Origin of the sequence: Mesorhizobium sp. C268A, from assembly GCF_040324475.1 — a bacterium.
Classification (GTDB): domain Bacteria; phylum Pseudomonadota; class Alphaproteobacteria; order Rhizobiales; family Rhizobiaceae; genus Mesorhizobium.
Window position 1 is genome coordinate 566,627 of sequence record NZ_JAMYVX010000001.1, and the last position, 24,168, is coordinate 590,794.

Genomic DNA, 24,168 nt, shown 5'->3' on the forward strand with positions numbered 1-24,168 from the left:
AATCAGAACTTCAGGGTAACGCCAAGCTGGAGATTGTGGGAGTACAATTTGGCGTTCTCGTATGTGCCGCCGCCATCATTGTCGTCTAGATCCACGCTTGTCACGGCCTTAAAGCGGTAACCGAAATCGAGGTCGACATTCTGCGTTACCGCGTAGGTAACACCGGCGCCCACCTGGCCGGCGAAACCCCAGCCGCCAGGCCCGTATCCATAGGCGTGGCCATCAAAGTGAGTATCGGCGGTAACATAGGCCGCGCCGAGACCGCCGCCGACATAGAGTTTGGCATCACCAAAATGCGCAACATCGGCCCAGACGTTGGCGAGAAGATAGGTGGCCGACAGATTGCCGGAAGCTGGGCCGGAACCTTGGTCGGCAGGAGGGAAGCTGAAGCTGTACTCGCTTGCCTTGTAGCGCGCGTAGGACAGTTCGCCTTCCACGCGGAACGTGTCGTTGATCCGCCGACCGACAGCGCCGCCGATCACGAACCCACTGTCAAGATCCACCGAATACCGACCACTATCGTAGTCCGTCTTCACATTGTTGGCAAAGCTGGCGCCGCCGAAGAGCGTGACGTACCAGAGATCCTCCGCCCTCGGCACGTCGACAAGCGCGTCTGCGGCGTAGGCCGAACTCCAGCCAAGCGCCAATGCAAATGTCGAAACGCCAGCCAGAAGGCACAGTTTCATCGTCGAATCCCCTCGCAACAACTAGTGACTAATATCACTCTTGCTTGGCGGCCGAGCTGTCAAGAACGCAAACGAGATCAAGGAGCAAAGCGAGGTCGGGAACGATCTTTTGAGAATTCTTGTTGCCGCACCGCAACATAGCAGCACATGCTAATGTTTCTGGCGGCAGGCGCATGGCTGTCCCTTCCGTTTGAAATCGCGCTAGTCGGCCTGCCTTGCCGCCACCCTGCGCATGGAGATCACCCGCCGGCGGCGGATCTCGGTGCGCATCGCCGTCAGGTGCAGCGCGAAGAACAGCACGGTGAAGCCGAGCGCCATCACCAGCAGCGGCCATAGCAGGCTGGGATCGATCGTCGGTCCGCCGAGCCGGAACACCGAGGCCGGCTGGTGCAGCGTGTTCCACCAGTCGACCGAGAATTTGATGATCGGGATGTTGATGAAGCCGACCAGCGTGATGATGGCGGCGGCCCAGGCGGCACGGCTGGCGTCATCCAGCGCGCGCGTCAGCGCGATGATGCCGAGATACATCAGGAAGAGGATGAAGACTGAGGTCAGGCGGGCATCCCACACCCACCAGGTGCCCCACATCGGCTTGCCCCAGATCGAGCCGGTGACCAGCGCAAGCGCGGTGAAGGTGGCGCCGATCGGGGCTGCAGATTTCAGCGCGACGTCGGCCAGCGGATGGCGCCAGACCAGCGTACCGAGCGCGGCGGCCGCCATCACCGTGTAGCACATCATGGCGAGCCAGGCGAAAGGCACGTGGATGTACATGATGCGCACCGTGATGCCCTGCTGGAAATCCTCAGGCGCGGCAAAGCTCATATAGAGACCGATGGCTAGCAGGATCGCGGCGATCGACGCCAGCCACGGCACCAGCCTGTCGGCCAGTCCGACAAAGCGCGTCGGGTTGGCGAGGTCGGTCCAGCCGGCGAGGCGTGAGGAGGTGTCGCTCATAAGGTCTAGATAGACCGGCGGCGCGTTCGGGGCAATCGAGCGGTTGTCGCAGTGCTTACCCTCCCCCCTTGTGGGGCATAGGCGCTAAGATAGGTATTGCCCTGCGGAATCGGGTGTGATTCTACACTGCGATGACACACGAATCGCTTGTTGATGACGGCTGGGCCGAGACGATTGAGCTTCTGGGCGGCGAAGAGTTGATCGCAGGAAGTGCCCGCGAGACGAAGGCGTTCCTGCGCCCGCGCGGCGTCAGGTCGGCGAGCGACCTGTTGCGCCTGACACTGGCTTACTGCCTTGGCAAGGTTGGCATGCGGGGCGTCGTGGCCTGGGCGGCGGCGAGCGGGATTGCCGACATTTCGGACGTGGCGTTGCTCGGCCGGCTGCGCAATGCAGGACCATGGCTGCAGCAGTTGATTGGGCACCTTTTGAAGCGCGAGGATGCAGGTTTGGCCAAAGGCCGGCTGGTTCGCATCCTCGATGCGACAGCGGTTGCCAAGGCCGGTGCGTATGAGAAGAAGAACAATGGTCTTTGGCGCATGCACTGCGCCTTCGAGCTTGAGCGCGAGCAGTTCGACTTCCTCGAGATCACCGATCAGAGCGAGGCCGAGTTGATCGACCGCGTGCCGGTGGTGCCGGGCGAGATCCGCATCGGTGACCGCGCCTATCTGCAGGCCGAGCGGATCGCCAAGGTGATGGCGCAAGGCGGCGATGTTGTTGTGCGCGCGTCGTGGAAAAACGCGCGATGGCTCGACGCCAACGGCAGGGCGTTCGATCTCATCGGCTACCTGGAGAGCTGCCGGGAGGAAGTCTGCGAAACGCCTGCCCGGCTGGCACTCAAGAAGGGCGAGCCTGTGAAGATGCGCCTGATCGCCTTGCGCAAATCCGAGGCCGCGGCACAAGAAGCGCGGCGCAAAATCAACAAGGAAGCCAGGGCCAAGGGCAACAAGGTTCAACCGCAGACGCTGATTGCGGCCGGCTTCGTCCTGCATGTGACCTCGCTTGACCGGGAGGAGTTTCCCGCCGATACGGTCCTCAAGCTCTACCGCATGCGCTGGCGCATCGAACTCGCCTTCAAGCGCCTGAAGAGCCTGATCGGGCTGCGCTCTCCTCCCGCCAAAGACCCAAGGATCGCAAGGCCTTGGATCCTTGCACACTTCCTCATCGCGCTTGTGACCGAACCCCTCTCGCAGGAGTTGGGTGTCTCTCCCCCTTGAGCGACGGGCGCCCGCTACTGTGGCGCGCAACCCGCCAGATCGTCGCCTCTCTGATCGCGACCATCTTTACTCAACCTTCCTTGGCGGCCCTGCGCCAAAATCTCCATGCCTTGCGATATCGCTGGCGCGAACCACCACGAAAGCGCAAATTCCAGTCCATGCCAAAACTATCTTAGCGCCTATGCCTTGTGGGGAGGTCGCTGCAAAGCAGCGGGGTGGGGGTGGTGGGGCACCACCCCCACCCGGACCCTACGGGTCCGGCCTCCCCACAAGGGGGAGGTAAAAAGCTTACGCCGCTTCGATATTCACGGTGCGGCTGAGGCGGCGGACTTCCTCGTCGTTGAGCAGGCCGCCGGCGCGCAGCAGGCTGGCGAAACGGCCATTGCGCAGCGACAGTTCGGCGAAGCCGCCCATCTCGACCACCTTGCCCTTGTCCATGAACACGACCAGGTCGGCGTCGCGGACGGTGGTCAGGCGGTGGGCGATGATGAAGGTGGTGCGGTTGCGCCTCAGTTCGTCAATGGCTTCCTTGACGCGGTCCTCGGTCTCGACATCGAGCGCGCTCGTTGCCTCGTCGAGCACCAGGATCGGTGCGTCCTTGAGCACGGCGCGGGCAATGGCGATGCGCTGACGCTCGCCGCCCGAAAGCTGGCCGCCGCGCTCGCCGACGACGGTGTCGTAACCGGCGCTCTTGGCAAGGATGAAATCCTGCGCGGCAGCCGCGTTGGCGGCGGCGTGAACCTCGTCATAAGTCGCCTCGGCACGACCGACGCGGATGTTGTCCTCGATCGAGCGGTTGAGCAGGCCGGCATCCTGGAAGACGGTGGCGATCGAATGACGCAGCGACTTGCGGGTCACCGTGCGGGTGTCGATGCCGTCGATCAGGATACGGCCATGAGACGGCGAGAAGACGCGCTGCAAGAGGTTGATCAGCGTCGTCTTGCCGGCGCCGGTCGGGCCGACGATGGCAACCGTCTGCCCGGCCTGGACCTCGAAGGAGACGTCGTCGACGCCCTGCCGCGAATTGGCAAACTCGAAGCCGACATTCTCGAAGCGGACATGGCCGGTGACGTTGGTGAGGTCGCGCAAGCCGTCCGGCTCGGCGGAGTCGGCGGCCGAATCCTCGAGGTGATAGAAGTCCTCGAGCTTGGCGCGGGCTTCGGAAATCTGGTTGGCGAAAGCCGACATCTGGTCGAGGCGGGCAATCAGCAGCGTGGCAAAGCCGGTGAAGGCGATGACGTCGCCGATCTTGAGCTGGCCATGGGTGACCAGATAGGCGCCGATCAAAAGCACGACCATCATCGAAATCGTCGACGACAGGCGGTGCAGCGCATTGGCCATCGCCCACCAGTCGAGCACCGGGTTCTGCGCGTCGAGCAGGTTCTTGACATAGCGGCGCAGCGTATCGGCCTCGTGGCCGAGACGGTTGTAGCTCTGCAGCACGGCGACATTGCTGACCGAGTCGGTCACATGCGCGAACACCTGATGATAGTGGCGCTCGACGGCGGCCTGGCCTGCCTTGGTGCGCTTCATCACAAGCCGGCCGATGCCGACATAGAGAACGCCCAGCGCCATAAGCACCAGCGACATGCGCAGATCCATGCTTATTGCGGTCGGGATCAGCAGAGCCAGCGCAACCGCCGTCGACAGATGCTGGCGCATGAATTCAAGCCACAGGCTGAACAGCGTCTCGACAGCGCGCAGCAGCGTGTGCAGCGCGTTGGAGGTGCCGCGCTGGTGGTGCCAGGCGAGCGGCATGGTGATCACGCGCTCGAACGACTGGCACAGCACCTCGCTGCGCCGCTTGTGGGCAAAACGGTCGGCGCCGCGCGCCACCAGCACGAAGGCGACGATGTTAAAGGCGCCGAGACCGGCCCACAGCGCCAGGGTCGAAAACACCGAACCCTTATCGGAGATGGCGTCGATCACCCGGCCGAACATGATCGGCTCGAGGATGGCGATAATGGCGAGCGCGACATTCGCACCGCAGATAAACGCAACGCGCTTCCTGTCGGCTGCGAGATAACCCAGCGCTCTCCAGTAGATTTGCAGAAGTGACACTTCAGCTACTCCGCCCAAACATTATTGTGCACCGCACCATTTCTTGACACGTACCGGTTAACGGGTCGCAAAACAATGCCCGTCTACCTCTTCCGTTCCCATTCTGCGAACAAAAGATGACGACGTCGCGAAATCTGCCGTGATCACCTAACGGTTTGAGATAAAAGGTGAAATGTCAGTCTTGCGGCAAAATCATGGCAGGATCTGGCGCTGCCACATTTTTAGTCACTGCACGCTTGGACCGCGGTATCCGGGAAGGCACGCCGTTCTGCGCCATGAGCATGCCGAAGTAGAAAACGCGCGCCTCGAAAGGCGCGCGTCAATAATCTGAAGCCTTTGATTTTACGCGGGTATCTTGACGACCACCTCGGTCTTGTCGCCGGCTTTCGGCTGAAAACCTGAAGACTTTGTCTTGGTTCCATTGACTTCGAGCGAGATGGATTTGGCCTTTTTGTCGCGGATGACGCGAACCTTGACCTCCGCCCCCAGCATCTTGAGCGTGGCAGAATAGCCGTCCCAATGGCTGGGCAGTTTCGGCCGGAACGTGATCAGCTTGCCCCGCCGCTCAATGCCCAGAATGCCTTCGACCGCAGCACGGTAGAGCCATCCCGCAGAGCCCGTATACCAGGTCCAGCCGCCGCGACCGCCCTTGCCCTCACCGGAATAGATGTCGGCGGCGGCGACGTACGGCTCGACGCGGTAATGCTCGGCCGATGCATCGTCGAGCGCATGGTTGACCGGGTTCAGCATCGAGAAGCAGCGATAGGCATCGTCGGTGCGGCCCATTTCGGCGAGCGCGATCACGAACCAGGTCGCCGCATGGGTGTACTGGCCGCCGTTCTCGCGCACGCCCGGCGGATAACTCTTGATGTAACCAGGGTCCTTTCTCGTGTTCTGGAAGGCCGGGGTAAACAGTTTGACGATCTTGAGCTTGTCGTCGACCAGTAGGTTCGTCGCCTGCTGCATCGCCGTGGTCGAGCGCGCGGGGTCGCCCTCGCCGGAGAGCACGCTCCACGACTGCGCGATGGAGTCGATCTTGCACTCGTCCGAATTGTGCGAGCCAAGCGGCGTGCCGTCATCGTAGCTGCCGCGGCGATACCACTGGCCGTCCCAGGCGGTGCTTTCCAGCGCCCGCTTCAGCACATCGGCGTGTTTTGTCCAGGCCTGCGCCCGCTTGGTGTCGCCCTGCCCCTTGGCCACGGTGGTAAAGTCGCCCAGCGTCTTCAAAAGGAACCAGCCGAGCCAGACACTCTCCCCCTTGCCGGCTTCGCCGACGCGGTTCATGCCGTCGTTCCAGTCGCCGCCGAGGATCAGCGGCAGCCCGGCCGGGCTGCTGCGCTTGACCGCAAGGTCGAGCGCGCGCGCGCAATGGTCGTAGAGCGAAGCGTTCGTCTTGGAGATTTCCGGCGTGAAGAAGGCGTCGTGCTCGCCCTCGCCCAGCACCTGCCCGTCGATGAAAGGCAGCTGCTCCTTCAGGATCCCTGTATCGCCGGTCACCTCGATGTAGCGATTGGTGGCATGCGCCAGCCAGACCACATCGTCGGAGATCATGGTGCGCACGCCGGCGTCGGTGCGCGGCAACCACCAATGCTGGACATCGCCTTCGGGGAACTGCCGGCGCGCCGCATTGAGGATCTGGTCGCGCGCCAGTTTCGGATCATGCGCAAGCAGGGCCAGCGTGTCCTGCAGCTGGTCGCGGAAGCCGAAGGCGCCGCTTGCCTGATAAAAGGCCGAGCGGGCGCGGATGCGGCAGGCCAGGCTCTGATAGGGCAGCCAGTGATTGACCATGGCGTCGAGCGCCTTGTCGGGCGTCTCGACCTGGATGGTGTCGAGGAAGCCGCGCCAGACGCGTTCATTGTCGGCCAGCCGCTGGTCGAAATCCTTGCCCGAATGGGTCTGCACCAACGCGCTCGCCTCGGCTGATGTGGCGGCGTCGCCAAGCAGCCAGACCAGCGTGACGTCGCCGCCGGCGGGGATGTCGACATCACTGGCGACAGCTGCGCACGGATCGTCGCCGGCCTCGACGCGGCCCGACAGGCCGGCTCCGCTGACGACGGCGTGCGGGAAGGCGCTGGTGCCATGCCTGCCGATGAACTCGCCGCGATCGGCTGTCACCGAATGCACCGGACCAGTGGCGGCCAGGAAGGCCACCCGGTCGCCGAAATCGAGACCGTAGGGGTTTTGCGCCAGAAGCGCGCCAGTCGCTGGATCCCTGGACGGGATGATGGTCGCAGCCGTGCTCGAGCGATGGCTGCCGAGGACCCATTCGGCATAGGCATAGACGCGCAGCCGCGCCGGCGCCGAGCCTGAGTTCTGGATGCGCAGCCGCGTGATCTTCACTGGATCGACGGGATCGACGACGTGCGTCAGATCCATCGACAGCGGGGCGCGTTTGGACCGGAAGGTGGAGAAGCCTTGGCCGTGCCATGTCTCATAGGTCATCGAGGGATCGCGGACCACGGCAGCCAGCGGCGAGAATGCCTTGCCGCTGGCCTGGTCGTAGATGTAGATGCCCTCGCCCGGCCGGTTGGTGACCGGATCATTCGACCATGGCGTCAGCTGGTAATCGCGGCTGTTGCGGCTCCAGGTGAAGGCAGCGCCTTCGGCCGAGACATGGAATCCGAACGAGGCGTTCGAGACGACGTTGATCCAGGGCTGCGGCGTCGAGCGCCGCCCGGCAAGGCGGGTGACATAGTGGCGGCCGTCGCCCTCGAAACCGCCAAAGCCGTTCCATTGGCTGAGGCCGCTGCCGTCGGCGCTGCTGTCGGACGCGGCATGGTATGCAGGCGCCGCCGGCACCGGCAGAGACGGCTCGCGCAGTGACGCGGGGGGCGCCGGCTGCAGGGCATCGCGTGCTTGCAAGGCTGCCGCCTCGGCGCGTTCGATCTGGTCGAAGATGGTGCCGTTGCGCGTGTGCAGAACCACGCGGGCAACCGCCAGCAGCGTCTTGTACGTCGCCTCGTCCATCAGGTCGCGGCGCACGGCGAAGATGTGCTGGCGCGGCCCGAGTTCCTTGCCGCGCAGGCGGCTGTTTTCGCACAGTGTTTCGACCGCGCGCTGCAGGTCCTGGACATAGGACGACGCCTGCTCGTTGACGACCACGAAGTCGATCATCATGCCGCGGGCGCGCATATACTCCTGGAAGCGCAGCGCCTGGGCGACAATTTCGAGGTCGGCCACGTCGCCGATGCGGACCAGGAAGATCGGGAAATCGCCCGAAATGCTGGTCGGCCACAGGCTGGACTGCTTGCCCAGCCCCGAAGCGATGGATTCGCCGGGCAGGCGCAGGAACGGATCGGGATAGATCAGGAAACGCGCCAGCTTCTGCACATTGGCGGCGTCGGTCAGGCTGAGACCAAGATGGCGGGTCTGCACCTGCGAACGCGTCCAGGCAAGCATCGCCTGGCGGGCAAAACTTTCGGGATGGTCGAGCCTGGCGATGGCCTCGTCCAGTTCGGCGCGGTTCGCGCCGACGGCGGTCCAGAAGGTCAGCGATATCTTCTTGTTGGCCGGCACCCGCACCTGGCGGCGCAGGGCCGCTACCGGATCGAGGGTGAAGCCGTGGTGACCGCCAAGCTTGGCGCCGGGATCGAAGGCCGCCGCTTCCGCGATGGTACGGCCACGGCCGATGAAGGCACGGCGGTCGGTTTCGGCCTCGGCATCGCGCGCCGACCCGGACGGATCGGTGACGAAATGCACCATGGTGACGTCAGGCTCGTTCTTCTCGCGCTTGCGCCTGGTGGCAAAGATGGCGCCGTTGTTGGCAGAGATCTCGGTCTCGATAAACATTTTCGAGAACGCAGGATGGGCATTGTCGGAGGCTTCGTTACCCAGCACCAGCTCGGCAAAGGAGGTCACCTCGATATGCCGGTCAGTGGCGCCGTCGTTGTAGAGCGTGACGCGCCGTCCCTCGCCATTGCCTTCCGAGATGACGATGCATTCGACCTCCGAACGCAGCGAGCCCACCGTTTTGACGAAGCTCGCCTTGTCGTCGGAAAACAGCGTTTGCACTCTCTCGCCGGTCGCCTGCTTCGGCTCCGCGGTGGCCGACCACCAGTCGCCGCTGCCGGCGTCGCGCAGGAAGATGTAGGAGCCGAGCCGGTCTTCGGTCGGATCGGGCTGCCAACGGGTGACGGCGAGTTCGCCCCAGCGGCTGTAACCGGAACCGGTGGCCGAGACCATGACGGAGTAGCGGCCATTGGACATGACGCTGGTGGCGCGCAACGCCCTCAGCGGGTCGAGGACGATGCGCGAATCCGGGCTCTCGACCTCGGTCTCGTCCTTCGAGCGCTCGTCGGCTTCGGTCCTGACCGTGGCGGTCGGGATGTCGCGCGGCGCCCTCTCCTGCAGCAGGAGTTCGGCAGACTCGATCACCGGATCGCTGTGAAAGCGGTCGCGCAGCCGGCCCTCGAAGATGGCGTCGGCAACGGCGGCGATCGACATGCCGGAGTGATGCGCCATGTAGTTCAGGACAACGGCATGGTCGGTGCCTTCCGGCACGCGCTGCGGCGTGAAGTCGACGGCGTCGTAAAAGCCATGCCGGCCGAGAGCGCCGATGGAGCGCAGCCTGGCCAAATTCTGGACGGATTCGCGCGGTGTGAACTGCGCCGCGAGGATCGTGGCGTAAGGCGCGATCACCGTGTTCTGGCCAAGGCCACGCTTGAGCCCAAGTCCGGGCACGCCGAAATTGGTATACTGGTAGGTCAGTTCGCGGTCGCGGGCATTGTAGGCCGCTTCCGAAATGCCCCAGGGCACGTTCTTCGAACGCGCGTACTGGATCTGACGCTTGATGATCAGCTTGCTGGTCTGGTTGAGGATCGAGCCCTGCGGTTCCTTCATCACCAGTGGCGGCATCAGATACTCGAACATCGAGCCCGACCAGGACATCAGCGCACCCTGGAAGCCGATCTCGACGATCGGCCTTCCAAGCCGGAACCAATGCTCCGTCGGCAGGTCACCCTTGGCGATGGCGAACAGGCTGGTCAGCCGCGCCTCGGAGGCGAGCAGATCGTAGCAGCTCTCATCGAGCTGATGCTCCTCGACCCGGTAGCCGATCGACAGCAGTTTGCGCTCCTGACGCATCAGGAAAGAGAAATCCATCTCGAAGGCATAGCGGCGGCAGCGTTCGCGCAGCGCCAGCAGCTTGGCGCGCAAGGCTTCGACGGCGTTTTCGTCGCTGTGCGAGTCATGCACATGCGCCTCGCAGGTCGCTTCCAGCCGTGCCGCCCAGTCGGCGATAATGTCGCTGCGCTGCGATCCGGCCTCGGTGTGGATGGCGGTGGCGAGCTTGCGGATCTCGCCGGCAAGCACGGCCAGGTTAATGGTGCGGATCGAGGCCATCTCCGGCTGCGCCTTGATGGTCATGACGGCGCGCCGCATGCCATCGAGGCGATCGGCCAGACGCTGGCGCAACGGCCGCAGTTGCCGGCGGTCGTCAGGCAATTCCTCGAGGCTCTCGTCGAGGATACTCACCGTGTCGAGGACGCCTTCGAAATCGCCCTGCAGGTGAACGGACGGGGCTTCCGCCCATTCGGCGCAGGCAGCCGCCACCGCGACCAGATGTCCGGCGAGATTGCCGCTGTCGACGGCGGAGATGTAGAGCGGATAGAGCGGTTTGAGCGTCGTGGTGTCGTACCAGTTGAAGAGGTGGCCACGGTTGCGCGGCATGCTCTCGATGGTCGTCATGGTGGCGTCGATCCGGGTGATGGCGTCGGAGAGCGCAATCCAGCCGAAATCGCGTGCCGACACCACCGACAGCAGGTAGACGCCGATATTGGTCGGCGACGTCCGCGGCGCTACAACCGGCGCCGGGCTTTCCTGGAAATTGTCGGGCGGCAGATTGTGGTGCTCGGCCGTGACGAAGGTTTCGAAATAATGCCAGGTGCGGCGCGCCACGGTGCGCAGCGCGTGGATGTCGGCCTGCGATATGCGCAGGCGGTCCTCGGTCTCGGCCGAGCGGCTGATCCAGCAGGCAACCGCCGGCGAACCGATCCAGAACAGAGCGAAGAAGAAGGCGACGAAGGCACCGGTGGAATCGGCCAGCACGGGGATAGCGAGACCGACGACGCCGATGATCACGGCGCCATACATCATGCTGTAATAGGAGCCGATATCGTTGTCGCCGCCCTTGTGCGCCTGCGACGCGGTGCGCCATTCCAGCAGGTTCTGGCGGCTGACGAACAGGCGGTAGAGCGTGCGCACGATGGCGTCGCCCATCATCCAGGCATTGTGCGCCATCAACAGCACTTTCAGCGCCACAAGGGCCGTGCCGAAGACGGTGTCGTGCGCCAGTGCGGAGAAATGGCCGCGCGGCGTCTGGTCGCCGCTCTTGGGCAGGATGGCGTTGACGACATCGAAGGTCGGCGCCATGAACAGCGACAGGATCAGCAGCGCCTGCCACTGCGCGGCCTGCGTGAAGGGCAGTAGCGTCCAGCCGGCGATCGCCGCCATCACCCAGAAGATCGGGGTCAGCGAGCGGCGCAGATTGTCGACCATCTTCCAGCGCGACAGCGCCGGCACGCCGGAACGCGGCGAGAAGATGAAGCGCAGCAGCTGCCAGTCGCCGCGCGCCCAGCGGTGGTGGCGCGAGGCGTCGACCGAGTAGCGGGTAGGATAGTCCTCGACCAGTTCGACGTCGGTGACAAGTGCTGCGCGCGCCAGCGCACCTTCGAGCAGATCGTGGCTGAGGACGGTGTTTTCCTCGATGCGGCCCTGCAGCGCCGCCTCGAAAGCGTCGACGTGATAAAGGCCCTTGCCGGTGAAGGAGCCGTCGCTGAAGACGTCCTGGTAGAGATCAGAGACGGCAAAGACGTAAGGATCGAGACCGCTGTTGGACGAGAAGACGCGCTGGAAGAAAGAAGCGTCGTCGCCGCTGGTGAGCGAGGCTGTGATGCGCGGCTGCAGAATGGTGTAGCCGGCGGTAACGACGCGCTTTGTCGCGTCGAAATGCGGGCGGTTGAGCGGATGGGCGAGCTTGCCGACCAGTGACGACACGGCGTCGCGCGTGGTGCGCGTGTCGGCGTCGAGCGTCATGACATAGACGACCTTTTCCGGCAGCGGCACGTCGAGCGGCAGGAAGGTGGTGTCGCTGTCGCCGCGCAAGAGAAGGTTCAGCTCATGCAGCTTGCCGCGCTTGCGCTCCCAGCCCATCCAGGCGCCCTGCGCCTGGTTGTAGAGCCGGCGGCGATGCAGGATATAGAAACGCGGCGCGCCTTCCGAGGGATAACGGGCATTGAGCCTGGCGATCTCGTCGCGCGCATATTGCAGGATCTCGATGTCGGCGGCGTCGATCTCGGTCTTGGAATCCGGCCAGTCGGACAGCAGCGCGAAATGGATTTCTTCGGCCGTGTTGGCGAGGTGATGCACCTCGATGTTGCGGATGTTTTCCTCGACATCATCGCGCGAGCCGATCAGCGACGGCACCACGACCAAGGTGCGTGATGCCGCCGGAATGCCGTGCTTGTAGTCATAGCCGACGAGCCGCGTCGGCTTCAGGAACAGTGAAACAACGGTGTTGAAGAAGGCGAGCGCGCCTTCGCTGGCAGGCACCGCAAACAGCGCCAGCATCAGCGTGATGGATTCCACCGACAGGCCGAGATGGGCAAGCGCATTGCCGGAGACAACCAGCAGTAGCACCGTCAGCAGGAAGACCGGCACAACGATGCCGAGCCAGCCCGTGGCGGTGAAGGCGCGCTTGAAGGTCACATGGAAGGGCGGCCGATAGCCGATCGCCTTTTCCAGATCCGGCCGGCGCGGGCCGACCAGGAAGAAGCCGACATCGGTATGCATGGCCGGATCGGCTGATGCATCCGGCACGCCGGAGGCATCGGTGACCCCGGGAACATGGCTGGCCAGCTCGATGGCCTTTTCGGCGACACGGAATTCGGACAGGTCGGAGCGCCGCGCCAGTTGCTCGATCGACGTGCGGTACTGGTCGCGCGAAAAGAAATCGAGCGCGGCGAAATCGGTGCGCTCGCGCAAGAGCGTGTCGATGCGGCTGACGCCCTCGAACCACACCGTCCAGTCGACGTCGTTGATGAGGCGCAGGCCGCGGATGATGTTGCCGGTGGTGACATTGCCGCTGGACAGCGTGCGATGCTCGGAAATGATGATTTCCTCGGCGTCGGAGCCGGTTTTCTCGAGCTCGACCTCCAGCCATTCCAGCGCCCTGCCGGCATTCTGCGAGCCGTCGCGCAGGCGGTAGAGCAACTGGGTGGCGAAGGTGGTGTCCTGCGCATGCGCGCCGTAGCCCGACAGGATCTTCCGGCGGTCTGCATTGTCGTCGGTCGCCAGCACGCGGTCGGCGACCTCGTTGGCGATATGGCGCATCTGCCTGGTGCGGTCGACGCGCACAGCGATGCGGCGCAGATTCTCGATCAAAACGAAGCGCAGCAGCGACGGCAGCGCCCAGAGCTCGCCGATCTTGAGCGGCTCGACCGACTGAAAACCCTCGACGATGGATTTGAACATGGTCGCCGAAACCGAACTGTCGGAATGGGCGACATAGCTCCAGGCCAAGGCCAGCGCGCGCGGCACCGCGGCGCGATCGGCCACTTCCAGGGTCGGCAACTGCCGGTAGAAACGGCGCGGCAGGTCGCGCTTCACCTGAAAAATGGTCTCCTCGACGAGATAATTGTTGTCGAGCAGCCATTGCGCGGCAGGCGTGATGGTTTCGCCCTTGGCCTGGGCGGCATTGGTCGAGCGGTAGACTTCGAGGATTTTCTTGGCGCTGTCGCGGATGCGGGCCTGGAAATCGAACGGCGTCAGGCCGAACAGGTCCTTGATGTCGCCCTTGGCAAGGCTTTCGCCCAGCGCGCGCAGCCGCTCTTCGGGCAGGAAATTGGAGCGTATCGGCTCTTCGGTGATGACCGGGAAGCCGGCGCTGGACTTTTCGATATGGGCAGGATTTGTCTGGATATTCATTGAAAATTCCGCATGGGGGACGCGATGCGGCGCCACCGCCACGGCAATGTCCCTAAAACCGATTCAAATGCAATTGGTTGCATGATTACACTGGCCGAAAGTTTTGCTTCGCACCACGCCAGAGGCGTTATCCCTTCGACATTTTAAGTGGGGCTTTCGACAACTCAAGGACGAGCACCCCTGCCCTCCCGTCCGCCTTGGAACGACGGAAGGATTCGGGCTTTTTCGTGATCCAGACAACAGCTTACGCCAGATTTCTCCGGCGTGCGATCATGTTTGGCAACAGGCGTTAATCGTTGTGCTGGCGGTGCGGCTGGCCCAGCCTGGCTATCCGGATGACGAACACGGTCGTCGGCCGTACCGGTTCAACCCGTAGTTTCGCCTGCGGACCGAGCAACAGCGTGTCGAGGGGTCCAAGACGAGACGATGTCGGGCCGCTGAGGCCGACCTCACCGTCGAACGGCAGGATCAGGGTCATAGCGCTGGTCGGCCGGATATCGGTCGGAACCGAGAACACCAGGCGCTCGACCGTGTGCGTGGCCCGCGCGCGGCGGGTCATGACGTTGAGGTCGGTGATCGGACCGGAGATCAGCGCGGCCGTGGTCGGCACATCGGCCGGGAAGGACAGCGGGGCGGAAGCCGCCGTCACTTCGGCCGGCGGACGGCCGGCAATATCAAGCACGATACCCTCGCCTTCCAGCACGGCAAGCGTGCGGTCGACGCCGGCAAAGCCCGAGAACGGCCCGCTATCCTCGACTCGCGCCATCGAAACGCGCCAGTCGAAATCGTCCAGGCCGGCGCCGTCCGGCGAGACGGCGATCTCGGTGGTCGTGCCGCCGCCATTCTTCCACGGCATGACCCGGTAGTCGGCGGCCCGTAGGATGCGCATCATTTAAGCCAATCAGCCTAAAATACCGGGCAGATTGAGCTGGTGCTCCTTCGCGCACTCGATGGCGATGTCGTAGCCGGCATCGGCGTGGCGCATGACGCCTGTCGCCGGATCGTTCCACAACACGCGCTCCAGGCGCCTTGCGGCGTCCGGCGTGCCGTCGGCGACGATGACCATGCCGGCATGCTGCGAGAAGCCCATGCCGACGCCGCCGCCATGATGCAGCGACACCCAGGTCGCGCCCGACGCGGTGTTGAGCAACGCATTGAGCAGCGGCCAGTCGGAGACGGCGTCGGAGCCGTCCTTCATCGCTTCCGTCTCGCGGTTCGGCGAAGCGACCGAGCCGGAATCGAGGTGGTCGCGGCCGATGACGACGGGCGCCTTGAGTTCGCCCCTGGCCACCATCTCGTTGAAGGCGAGGCCCAGCCTGTGGCGGTCGCCGAGGCCGACCCAGCAGATGCGCGCCGGCAGGCCCTGGAAGGCGATGCGCTCACGTGCCATGTCCAGCCAGTTGTGCAGATGGGTGTTGCCAGGGGTGAGTTCGCGCACCTTGGCGTCGGTCTTGTAGATGTCCTCGGGATCGCCCGAAAGGGCGGCCCAGCGGAACGGGCCGATGCCCCGGCAGAACAGCGGCCTTATATAGGCCGGCACGAAGCCCGGGAAGGCAAAGGCGTTCTCGAAGCCTTCGTCCTTGGCGACCTGGCGGATGTTGTTGCCATAGTCGAGCGTCGGCACGCCGGCATTCCAGAAATCCACCATCGCCTCGACATGCTCGCGCATCGAGGCGCGGGCGGCCTTCTCGACAGCCTTGGGATCGGAGACGCGCTTCTCGCGCCACTCAGCCATCGTCCAGCCCTTGGGCAGATAGCCGTTGATCGGGTCATGCGCCGAGGTCTGGTCGGTGACCATGTCGGGGCGGATGCCCCGCTTGAACATTTCCGGCACGATGTCGGCCGCATTGCCGAGCAGGCCGACCGACTTCGCCTCGCCGGCATTGGTCCAGCGCTCGATCATTTCCATCGCTTCGTCGAGCGTCTCGGCCTTCTCGTCGACATAGCGGGTGCGCAGCCGGAAATCGATCGAGTCCGGATTGCATTCGATGGCGAGGCAGCAGGCGCCGGCCATGACGGCGGCAAGTGGCTGGGCGCCGCCCATGCCGCCGAGGCCGCCGGTCAGGATCCATTTGCCCGTAAGGTTGCCATTGTAGTGCTGACGGCCGGCCTCGACGAAGGTCTCGTAGGTGCCCTGCACGATGCCTTGCGTGCCGATATAGATCCAGGAGCCGGCCGTCATCTGGCCGTACATCATCAGGCCTTTTTTATCGAGCTCGTTGAATTTATCCCAGGTCGCCCAATGCGGCACGATGTTGGAGTTGGCGATCAGCACGCGCGGCGCATCGGTGTGCGTCCGGAAGACGCCGACCGGCTTGCCGGACTGGACCAGCAGCGTCTCGTCTTCATTGAGGGTCTTCAACGAGGCGACGATGCTGTCGAAATCGTTCCAGGTGCGCGCGGCCCGGCCGATGCCGCCATAGACAACGAGCTCATTGGGGTTTTCGGCGACATCGGGATCGAGGTTGTTCATCAGCATGCGCAGCGGCGCTTCGGTCGTCCAGTATTTGGCGTTGAGCTTGTCGCCGCGGGGCGCGCGCACTTCGCGGATGTTGTGGCGAGGATTGTTCATCATTGTCCCTTTGGAGTAAGGCGGCGTCTCAGCGCCCGGCCCAGTCAATGGCGGATTGGAGGATTTTCGTCAGTGTGGCGCGCATCGGCGCGGCGAACTCGGCATCATAAGGCACCGGCCAATTGTCCGGTTCGCCCTTGCCCTCGGGCTCGCGCAAATAGCCGCGATCGGCAAGTTCCATCTGCAGCGCATGGTAGCCGCCTTGCGGATTGCCGAAATAGCGGGTGATCCAGCCGCCCTTGAAACGACCGTTGATGACATTGCTTTCACCGCTCTCGGCCATGATCTGACCAACCAGCGCCTGCAGCGTAGGATCCGCGGTCTGGCCGTCATTGGTGCCGAGATTGAATACCGGCAGCGTGCCGTAGAACAGGCGCGGCAGCACCGACCGGATCGAGTGGCAATCGTAAATGACGACCTTCTCATGCAGGCCGCGCAGCCTGACGGACTGAGCCGCCAGCATTTCATGGTAGGGCACGAAATACGCTATGCGGCGTTGATCGATCTCCGACGGCGTCGGTTCCGCGCCGGGCAAATACAGCGGATCGCCGTCGAAGGTCTCGGTCGGGCATAGCGTCGTTGTCGTCTGCCCGGGATAGAGCGAGGCGCCGGAAGGATCGCGGTTGACGTCGATGACGGTGCGCGAGATCGACGTGTGCACGACAGTCGCGCCAAGGCCGGCGGCAAAATCGTAGAGATTGTCGATCCACCAGTCGCAATCGCGGCGGCCGAGCCAGGGCGAGACCAGCCGATTGTCGATGCCGGCGAGATCGATACCCGTGTGCGGGATGGACACCAACAGGGGTGCCGTGCCTTCCGTCACTGTCAGCCAGTCGGTCATGTCAGACTCCCGAGATCGAAGGCAATGTCACCGCGCTCGCAGCCTTGATGGCAGCGCCGCTGCGCACCATGGCGATGGCTTTTTCCATGTCAGGGTGGAAATGCCTGTCATTGTCGAGATGCGGCACCTCGGCGCGGACCAGCTTGCGAACCGCTTCCAGAGCTGCACTCGACGCCAGCGGCGCATGGAAATCGCAGCCCTGCGCGGCGGCCAGGAGTTCGATGCCGATGACGGCTGTCGCATTCTCGACCATGCCGATCAGCCGGCGCGCGCCATGTGCGGCCATCGAGACATGGTCTTCCTGGTTGGCCGAGGTCGGGATGGAATCGACACTTGCCGGATAGGCCTTCTGCTTGTTCTCAGAGACGAGCGCCGCCGCCGTCACCTGCGGGATCATGAAGCCGGAGTTCAGGCCGGGCTTCGGCGTCAGGAAGGCCGGCATGCCGGACAGCGCCGGGTCCACCAGCATGGCGATGCGGCGTTCCGACAGCGAGCCGATCTCGCAGACGGCGAGCGCGATCATGTCGGCGGCGAAAGCCACCGGCTCGGCGTGGAAATTGCCGCCTGAAAGCGCAGTATCGTCCTCGGCGAAGATCAGCGGATTGTCGGTGACGCCGTTGGCCTCGGTGCCGAGCGTATCGGCGGCCTGGCGCAGCACGCTGAGCGCCGCACCCATCACCTGCGGCTGGCAGCGCAGGCAGTACGGATCCTGCACGCGCTCATCGCCGACGCGATGCGATTCACGGATAGCGCTGCCGGCCATCAGATTGCGCAGCGCTGCCGCCGTCTCGATCTGGCCCGGGTGTTTTCTGAGGAGATGGATGCGCGGATCGAAGGGTGCATCGGAGCCCTTGGCAGCGTCGGTCGACAGCGCCCCGGCGACCAGCGCCGACTGATACAGCACTTCGGCCTCGAACAGAGCGGCCAGCGCGTAGGCGGTGGAAAACTGCGTGCCGTTGAGCAGCGCCAGACCTTCCTTGGCGCCGAGCGTCACGGGCTCCAGGCCGTGCGAGATGAAAGCGACCTTGGCCGGGAAGCGGCCATGCGGTGTAAAGCATTCGCCGACGCCGATCATCACCGCCGTCATGTGCGACAGCGGCGCGAGATCGCCGGAGGCGCCGACCGAGCCCTGCGCCGGCACGACGGGGATGACGTCGTTGGCCAGCATCGCTTCCAGCAATTCGATGGTTTGCGGCCGCACGCCCGACGCGCCCTGCGCCAGGCTGGCCAGCTTCAGCGCCATCATCAACCGAACCACAGCGACCGGCATCGGCTCGCCGACGCCGGCGGCATGCGACAAAACGATGTTGCGTTGCAGGGTTTCCAAATCGGCGGCCGGAATGCGGACGCTGGCCAGTTTGCCGAAGCCGGTGTTGATGCCATAGACCGGCTCACCCTTGGCGACAATACGGGCGACAGCCTCGGCGCTGGCCTTGATCTTCGGACGGCAGGCAGCGTCGAGCTTCGGCACGGCGCCACGATAGATGGTGCGCCAGTCGGCCAGCGATGCATTGCCGGGCTTCAGGTTAAGTTCGGTCATTGTCCTCTCCAGATGCGGGCATGGAGCGGGTTGAAGCCCATGCGGTAGACGAGTTCGGCCGGACGCTCGATGTCCCAGATCGCCAGGTCGGCGGATTTCCCTGCTTCAAGCGTGCCGGTCTGGCCGAGCAATCCCAGCGCACGGGCAGCCTCGCGAGTGGTGCCGGCCAGGCACTCCTCGACGGTCAGGCCGAAAAGCGTCGCGGCCATGTTCATGGTCAGCAACAGCGAGGTCAGCGGCGACGTCCCGGGATTGTTGTCGGTGGCGACCGCCATCTTGACGCCGTGCTGGCGAAACAGGCCGATCGGCGGCTTCCTGGTTTCGCGGATGAAATAGTAGGCGCCGGGCAGGATGGTCGCCACGGTGCCGGCCTTGGCCATCGCTGCGGCGCCGGCCTCGTCGGTGTATTCGAGATGGTCGGCCGACAGCGCGCCATAGCGGGCGGCGAGTTCGGCGCCATGCAGGTTCGACAGCTGGTCGGCATGGAGCTTTACCGGCAGGCCAAGCGCCTTGGCCTTGTCGAACACGCGGGCGATTTGCTCCGGCGAAAAGGCAATGCCCTCGCAAAAGCCGTCTACGGCGTCAGCCAGGCCCTCGGCGGCGATTGCGGGGAGGATGGTGTTGGCGACGAGATCGACAAAAGCGTCCTTGTCGCCTTTTGCTTCCGGCGGCAGCGCATGCGCGCCGAGGAAGGTGGTGCGGACCGTGACCGGGCGTTGCTTGTCCAGTTGCCGCGCGGCGCGAAGCGACTTCCGTTCATTTCCGAGATCGAGCCCGTAACCCGACTTTACCTCTACCGTGGTGACGCCCTCGGCCATCAGCGCGTCAAGGCGCGGGAGAGTCTGCGCAACCAGTTCGTCTTCGCTCGCGGCACGCAGGGATTTGACCGAGGAGACGATGCCGCCGCCGGCACGGGCGACTTCCTCATAGCTGGCGCCGGCCAGCCGCATCTCGAACTCGTTGGCACGGTTGCCGGCATGGATGAGATGGGTGTGGCAGTCGATGAGACCGGGCGTGATCCAACGGCCTTTGCAATCGGTAGTCTCGCCGCCCTGAGCCAACGCTGACGGCATCTCGGCTTCCGGACCGGCATAGACGATGAGACCGTCACGGGCGATGATCGCGCCCTTTTCGACGATGCCCAGTCCGGCAACGCCTTCCGCCATGGTTGCCAGGCGCGCATTGCGCCAAAGCTGAAGGCCCCCTGCCCGGCTTTTGTCTTGTGCCGCCATCATCTTTTTCCGTTGCTTGGATGGCGATTATGTATATACATATTGAAATGCACTGCAAGTGCATTGTTCATGGAACGCGGAGAAAAACGTGACGGCGATCTTTGCGGAACAGGCGCTGCTGGCCGATGGCTGGCATGACAAGGTGCGGATTTCGTTGACCGATAGTCGCATCACGGCAGTCGAGCCGGGCTCTTCGCAGCAAGCCGACGACGAACGCCACGCCATTCTGGTGCCCGGCATGCCGAACCTGCACAGCCACGCCTTCCAGCGCGGCATGGCCGGGCTTGCCGAACTGCGCGGTCCCTCCGCCGACAGCTTCTGGAGCTGGCGCGAGGTGATGTACCGCTTTGCGCTGTCGATGACGCCGGACCAGGTCGAGGCGGTCGCCGCCCAGCTTTATGTCGAAATGCTGGAGGCCGGATTCTCGCGCGTCGGCGAATTTCATTATCTCCACCACGATCGCGACGGAAAACCCTATGCCAACCTTGCCGAGATGGCCGAACGTATTGCCGCGGCCGCCGGCGAAACCGGGATCGGCCTGACGCTGCTGCCGGTGTTTTATGCCCATTCCTCCTTCAGCGGCGCTGCGCCCAACGAAGGCCAGCGGCGATTCATCAACGATGTGAATCGGTTCGAACGCTTGCTTGAGAAAAGCCGCGAATCGGTTCGTGCGTTGAATCAGGCTGTCGTTGGCGTCGCCCCGCACAGCCTGCGCGCCGCGACGCCGGAGGAACTCAGCGCTGTTGCCGCCATTGCGCCGGACGGACCGATCCACATCCACGTCGCCGAGCAGGTGAAGGAGGTCGAGGATTGCCTGGCGTGGTCGGGTGCGCGACCGGTCGAATGGCTGCTCGCCAATGCCGGGATCGACAAGCGTTGGTCCCTGATCCACGCCACCCACATGACCGAGGATGAGACAACCGGCATGGCCAGAAGCGGCGCCATTGCCGGGCTTTGCCCGATCACCGAGGCCAATCTCGGCGACGGCACCTTTTCAGCACCTCTGTTCATCGAACATGGCGGCCGCTTCGGCGTCGGCTCGGATTCCAACGTGCTGATCGGCCTGCCGGATGAATTGCGCCAGCTCGAATATTCGCAGCGCCTCGCACACCGCGCCCGCAATGTGCTGGCGGTGGCCGGCGGCTCGACCGGGCGGGCTCTGTTCGACGCGGCCCGCGATGGCGGCAGCACTGCACTCGGCGCCGGCCCGTCGCGGATCGCCGCCGGTGCCGCAGCCGATTTCGTCTCACTCGACGAAAACCATCCTTCGCTGGCCGGAAAAAGTGGCGATGCGATCCTCGACGCCTGGATCTTTGCCAATGGCGGCAAGGTCGATTGCGTCTGGGTGCACGGAAAAAAACAGGTCAGCGGCGGCCGGCATTCCAGGCGCGAGACGATCGCCGAGCGCTTTCGCCATGTGATGACGGCGCTTTCGGCATGAGCATATCAGAGACAGCGGCGGTGGAAGGCGGCGGTTCGCTGCACCAGCGCATCCTGTCCGACATCAGCGAGAAAATAATGTCCGGCGCCTGGGCGCCGGGTCACCGCATCCCGTTCGAGCACGAGTTGACGGCCGAATACAATTGCTCGCGCATGACGGTGAACAAGGCGCTGTCGCAGCTGGCCAAGGCCGGGCTGATAGAGCGCCGCCGCCGTTCGGGCAGCTTTGTCCGCCAGCCGCAGTCGCAGGCTGCGGTGCTGGAAATCCACGACATCAGGATCGAGGTCGAGGCGCTTGGCCTGGCTTATCGCTACGAGCGCTTGGCGCGGCAGAAAAGGCGCAGCAGCGCCGAGGATCGCGCCTTGCTGGAATTGGGAGCGGCTGGACAGGTGCTGGCGCTTGAATGCCGGCATTTCGCCGGCAAGCGGCCATTCGCGCACGAACAGCGGCTGATCAATCTCGCCGCCGTCGCGGAAGCCGGCGAGGAAGAGTTTCTCGACATCGCACCCGGCCCCTGGCTGATCGGCCGCGTGCCCTGGAGCGAGGCCGAGCACCGCATCCGCGCTGTGGCGGCGGACAAGCGCATGGCCGAAGCGCTCGACATCGCAGCCGGCGCACCATGCCTGGTGGTCGAGCGCCGCACCTGGAGCGCCGAGCACCCGGTGACGCAGGTGAGGTTCACCTACGCCGCGGAGAGCCACACGTTGGTGGCGAGGTTCAAGCCTTCGCAGGGGTAGCTCCTTTACCCTCCCCCTTGTGGGGAGGGTCGCTGCGAAGCAGCGGGGTGGGGGTCGGCGCCAGCCCCCGCCCGGACCTTCGGTCCGACCTCCCCACAAGGGGGAGGTAGAAGGCTGCACTTTAAATCGCCGCCGTAACGATAATCTCGACCACATATTCCGGCCCTGCAAGCTTGGCCTCACCCGTGGCGCGGGCGGGCGTGTTGCCTTGCGGGACCCACTTGTCCCATTCCTTGTTCATCTCGGCGAAGGTGCCCATATCGGCCAGCCAGATGATCGCCTGCAGGATCTTGGTCTTGTCGGTGCCGGCCTTGGCCAGCAGTTCGTCGATAGATGCGAGGATCGACCTGGTCTGTTCGCCAACGCTGGCGCCGGGCGTTCCGACCTGGCCGGCGAGATAGACGGTGTTGCCGTGGATGACGATCTGGCTCATGCGCGGGCCAACATCGATGCGACGAATGCTCATTGGATGGTTCCTTCGTTTGTCGGTGCGCCTGTTTAGAGTCGCTGCCCGCTTCGGGCAAGGCCAACAGCGCGAAACCTCTTGAGCCTGGGTTGGATCTTGGGCCGCAAATGTCTATCTGCGCCGAGGGATTTCTTTCCGGCGCGGATTGCCGACCTCGTGTGAGAGTGGCAAGACTTTGCGCCAAACCAGATTGGAGGATGAGAGCCATGGAATATCGCGAAATCAGCGAGGACTATTCGGTCTCGGGCCAGATCCAGCCCGAAGATGCCGCCGCCATCAAGGAAGCCGGTTTCAAGAGCGTGATCTGCAACCGGCCGGATGACGAGCAGCCCGACCAGCCTTCGGCCGACAGCGTCAAGGCGGCGGTCGAAGCCGCGGGGCTGGCCTTCCGTTACATCCCGGTGATCAGCGGCCAGATCACAGCCGAGAATGTCGAAGATCAGGCCGAAGCGCTCGACGCGCTCGAAGGCCCGGTGTTTGCCTATTGCCGCTCCGGCGCGCGCTGCACCAATCTCTACGGGCTGATCCAGCAGTCCAAGGGCTGACCTGGGGAATCAGCGGCGTCTTCTGGCCATCAGTTCGCGCACGCCAAAGAAGATAGCGAAAACGGCGGTGGTCATGGCAATCTGACCAAGTGGGACAGTGTTGGCAACGAGCAAGACAAAGCCCACAAGACCGATCGGAACGCCGATAATGCACCACCAGCGGGATTGCGGATCTGTGAATATGCCTCGTACGAAGCCTCCAAGTGGAGATGCCGGAGGTGACCGGAAGGGATTGATGTAAAAGGGAATTTGGAACATTGCGTCGAAGCCCTTGGGATGCCGCGCGAAATAGATAAAACTACCTATTGTGTACAGCACTAGTCCAACACCAAAGAAACAATAGCGACGAGCTGAAAACTGACCATCTTCCCCACAGCCTGAACTTTCCAAATGCAAATTAACGGTATCGAAGTGCCGATATCATATCCACTCAAATCGGTAGCGCGCCGGTTTCCTTCAATGTCTCAAGCACGATCGCTGTCTTCACATGCTGCACCGATTCATGCGGCAGCAGCACGCCGTTGACGAATTCCGACAATGATTTGAGGTCGGGCGTCACCACCTTCAAGATATAATCCATCTCGCCTGTCAGCGCGTGCGCCTCCTGCACCTCGGGCAGCCGGGCCAGCAGTTCGCCAAAGCGCCTGGCATTGTCGCGGTTATGGGTGGCGAGCGTCACCGAGATGACATTGACCAGCGAGAATCCAAGCTTGTCGCGGTCGAGCACGGCGCGATAGCCCTTGATGAAGCCGTCTTCCTCCAGCCGTTGGCGGCGGCGCGAGCATTGCGATGCCGACAGGTTCACGCGCTCCGAGAGATCGTTATTGGTGAGCCGCGCGTCGCCCTGCAAGAGAGCCATTATCTTGCGGTCAAATTGATCGATGCGCGCGTCATTCATCGATTCACCTCCAATCATGCATGAGTTACGCACCAGATGATCATTTCAAGCGTTTGAAT

16 protein-coding genes are annotated in these 24,168 nt (G+C 63.8%); 4 read left to right on the forward strand and 12 right to left on the reverse strand.

The window, feature by feature from the left end:
• Positions 1-2: 2 nt before the first annotated feature.
• Both NKL06_RS02910 and NKL06_RS02915 read right to left on the reverse strand, forming a co-directional pair.
• Positions 3-686 (reverse strand): outer membrane protein, encoded by a 684-nt coding sequence (locus tag NKL06_RS02910; protein ID WP_023672895.1) that lies wholly within the window; start codon positions 684-686, stop codon positions 3-5.
• 201 nt (positions 687-887) lie between these two features.
• The gene (locus NKL06_RS02915; protein ID WP_023694401.1) at positions 888-1,640 is read right to left on the reverse strand and encodes a heme ABC transporter permease; all 753 of its coding nucleotides are present in this window, start codon (positions 1,638-1,640) and stop codon (positions 888-890) included.
• 131 nt (positions 1,641-1,771) lie between these two features.
• On the opposite strand from NKL06_RS02915, the gene NKL06_RS02920 reads away from it, so the two are divergent.
• The gene (locus NKL06_RS02920) at positions 1,772-2,854 is read left to right on the forward strand and encodes a transposase (RefSeq protein WP_023694402.1); all 1,083 of its coding nucleotides are present in this window, start codon (positions 1,772-1,774) and stop codon (positions 2,852-2,854) included.
• Between the two features lie 288 nt (positions 2,855-3,142).
• Here NKL06_RS02920 and NKL06_RS02925 read toward each other — a convergent pair whose 3' ends face one another.
• From NKL06_RS02925 to hutI, 7 genes are all read right to left on the reverse strand, one after another.
• A complete protein-coding gene (locus NKL06_RS02925; protein WP_023672897.1) occupies positions 3,143-4,915 on the reverse strand; it encodes a glucan ABC transporter ATP-binding protein/ permease in 1,773 nt (590 codons plus the stop codon).
• A gap of 342 nt (positions 4,916-5,257) precedes the next feature.
• Positions 5,258-13,837, reverse strand: a complete 8,580-nt coding sequence (locus NKL06_RS02930; protein WP_023694403.1) for a glycoside hydrolase family 94 protein — start codon at positions 13,835-13,837, stop codon at positions 5,258-5,260.
• A gap of 289 nt (positions 13,838-14,126) precedes the next feature.
• On the reverse strand, positions 14,127-14,726 hold the full coding sequence (locus NKL06_RS02935) for a HutD/Ves family protein (RefSeq protein WP_031208798.1): 600 nt from the start codon (positions 14,724-14,726) through the stop codon (positions 14,127-14,129).
• Between the two features lie 12 nt (positions 14,727-14,738).
• Complete coding sequence (gene hutU / locus NKL06_RS02940) at positions 14,739-16,409, reverse strand: urocanate hydratase (protein ID WP_023682913.1); 1,671 nt, start codon at positions 16,407-16,409, stop codon at positions 14,739-14,741.
• 28 nt (positions 16,410-16,437) lie between these two features.
• On the reverse strand, positions 16,438-17,250 hold the full coding sequence (gene hutG / locus NKL06_RS02945) for an N-formylglutamate deformylase (RefSeq protein ID WP_023689634.1): 813 nt from the start codon (positions 17,248-17,250) through the stop codon (positions 16,438-16,440).
• Position 17,251: 1 nt separating this feature from the next.
• Entirely contained in the window at positions 17,252-18,790 is a 1,539-nt protein-coding gene (gene hutH / locus NKL06_RS02950) for a histidine ammonia-lyase (RefSeq protein WP_023694406.1), read from the reverse strand.
• Positions 18,787-20,022, reverse strand: coding sequence for an imidazolonepropionase (gene hutI, locus NKL06_RS02955; protein ID WP_023807911.1), 1,236 nt, complete (start codon positions 20,020-20,022; stop codon positions 18,787-18,789). The genes hutH and hutI overlap by 4 nt, the downstream gene beginning before the upstream one ends.
• 88 nt (positions 20,023-20,110) lie before the next feature.
• Here hutI and NKL06_RS02960 point away from each other — a divergent pair, with 88 nt between their 5' ends.
• Positions 20,111-21,463 carry a formimidoylglutamate deiminase gene (locus tag NKL06_RS02960; protein ID WP_023694408.1) on the forward strand — a complete coding sequence of 451 codons (1,353 nt, stop codon included), beginning with the start codon at positions 20,111-20,113 and terminating at the stop codon, positions 21,461-21,463.
• Positions 21,460-22,200: a histidine utilization transcriptional repressor HutC gene (gene hutC / locus NKL06_RS02965; protein ID WP_023694409.1), complete on the forward strand. Its 741-nt coding sequence runs from the start codon at positions 21,460-21,462 to the stop codon at positions 22,198-22,200. Before NKL06_RS02960 ends, hutC begins: the two co-directional genes overlap by 4 nt.
• A gap of 121 nt (positions 22,201-22,321) precedes the next feature.
• On the opposite strand, the gene NKL06_RS02970 is transcribed toward hutC, so the two are convergent.
• Positions 22,322-22,666 (reverse strand): RidA family protein, encoded by a 345-nt coding sequence (locus tag NKL06_RS02970; RefSeq protein ID WP_023682919.1) that lies wholly within the window; start codon positions 22,664-22,666, stop codon positions 22,322-22,324.
• A gap of 206 nt (positions 22,667-22,872) precedes the next feature.
• On the opposite strand from NKL06_RS02970, the gene NKL06_RS02975 reads away from it, so the two are divergent.
• Positions 22,873-23,211 (forward strand): protein tyrosine phosphatase family protein, encoded by a 339-nt coding sequence (locus NKL06_RS02975; protein WP_023672907.1) that lies wholly within the window; start codon positions 22,873-22,875, stop codon positions 23,209-23,211.
• 9 nt (positions 23,212-23,220) lie between these two features.
• Here the strand turns inward: NKL06_RS02975 and NKL06_RS02980 are convergent, their stop codons facing one another.
• Both NKL06_RS02980 and NKL06_RS02985 read right to left on the reverse strand, forming a co-directional pair.
• Entirely contained in the window at positions 23,221-23,607 is a 387-nt protein-coding gene (locus NKL06_RS02980) for a hypothetical protein (RefSeq protein WP_155927374.1), read from the reverse strand.
• A gap of 34 nt (positions 23,608-23,641) precedes the next feature.
• A complete protein-coding gene (locus NKL06_RS02985) occupies positions 23,642-24,109 on the reverse strand; it encodes an Lrp/AsnC family transcriptional regulator (RefSeq protein ID WP_023694411.1) in 468 nt (155 codons plus the stop codon).
• Between the last annotated feature and the right edge of the window lie 59 nt (positions 24,110-24,168).

What these genes read in the sequence shown, in the direction of transcription:
- NKL06_RS02910 (WP_023672895.1), bottom strand. Translation starts at nt 686, where the DNA reads ATGAAACTGTGCCTTCTGGCTGGCGTTTCGACATTTGCATTGGCGCTT.
- NKL06_RS02915 (WP_023694401.1), bottom strand. Translation starts at nt 1,640, where the DNA reads ATGAGCGACACCTCCTCACGCCTCGCCGGCTGGACCGACCTCGCCAAC.
- NKL06_RS02920 (WP_023694402.1), top strand. Translation starts at nt 1,772, where the DNA reads ATGACACACGAATCGCTTGTTGATGACGGCTGGGCCGAGACGATTGAG.
- NKL06_RS02930 (WP_023694403.1), bottom strand. Translation starts at nt 13,837, where the DNA reads ATGAATATCCAGACAAATCCTGCCCATATCGAAAAGTCCAGCGCCGGC.
- NKL06_RS02935 (WP_031208798.1), bottom strand. Translation starts at nt 14,726, where the DNA reads ATGCGCATCCTACGGGCCGCCGACTACCGGGTCATGCCGTGGAAGAAT.
- hutU (WP_023682913.1), bottom strand. Translation starts at nt 16,409, where the DNA reads ATGAACAATCCTCGCCACAACATCCGCGAAGTGCGCGCGCCCCGCGGC.
- hutG (WP_023689634.1), bottom strand. Translation starts at nt 17,250, where the DNA reads ATGACCGACTGGCTGACAGTGACGGAAGGCACGGCACCCCTGTTGGTG.
- hutH (WP_023694406.1), bottom strand. Translation starts at nt 18,790, where the DNA reads ATGACCGAACTTAACCTGAAGCCCGGCAATGCATCGCTGGCCGACTGG.
- hutI (WP_023807911.1), bottom strand. Translation starts at nt 20,022, where the DNA reads ATGGCGGCACAAGACAAAAGCCGGGCAGGGGGCCTTCAGCTTTGGCGC.
- hutC (WP_023694409.1), top strand. Translation starts at nt 21,460, where the DNA reads ATGAGCATATCAGAGACAGCGGCGGTGGAAGGCGGCGGTTCGCTGCAC.
- NKL06_RS02970 (WP_023682919.1), bottom strand. Translation starts at nt 22,666, where the DNA reads ATGAGCATTCGTCGCATCGATGTTGGCCCGCGCATGAGCCAGATCGTC.
- NKL06_RS02975 (WP_023672907.1), top strand. Translation starts at nt 22,873, where the DNA reads ATGGAATATCGCGAAATCAGCGAGGACTATTCGGTCTCGGGCCAGATC.
- NKL06_RS02985 (WP_023694411.1), bottom strand. Translation starts at nt 24,109, where the DNA reads ATGAATGACGCGCGCATCGATCAATTTGACCGCAAGATAATGGCTCTC.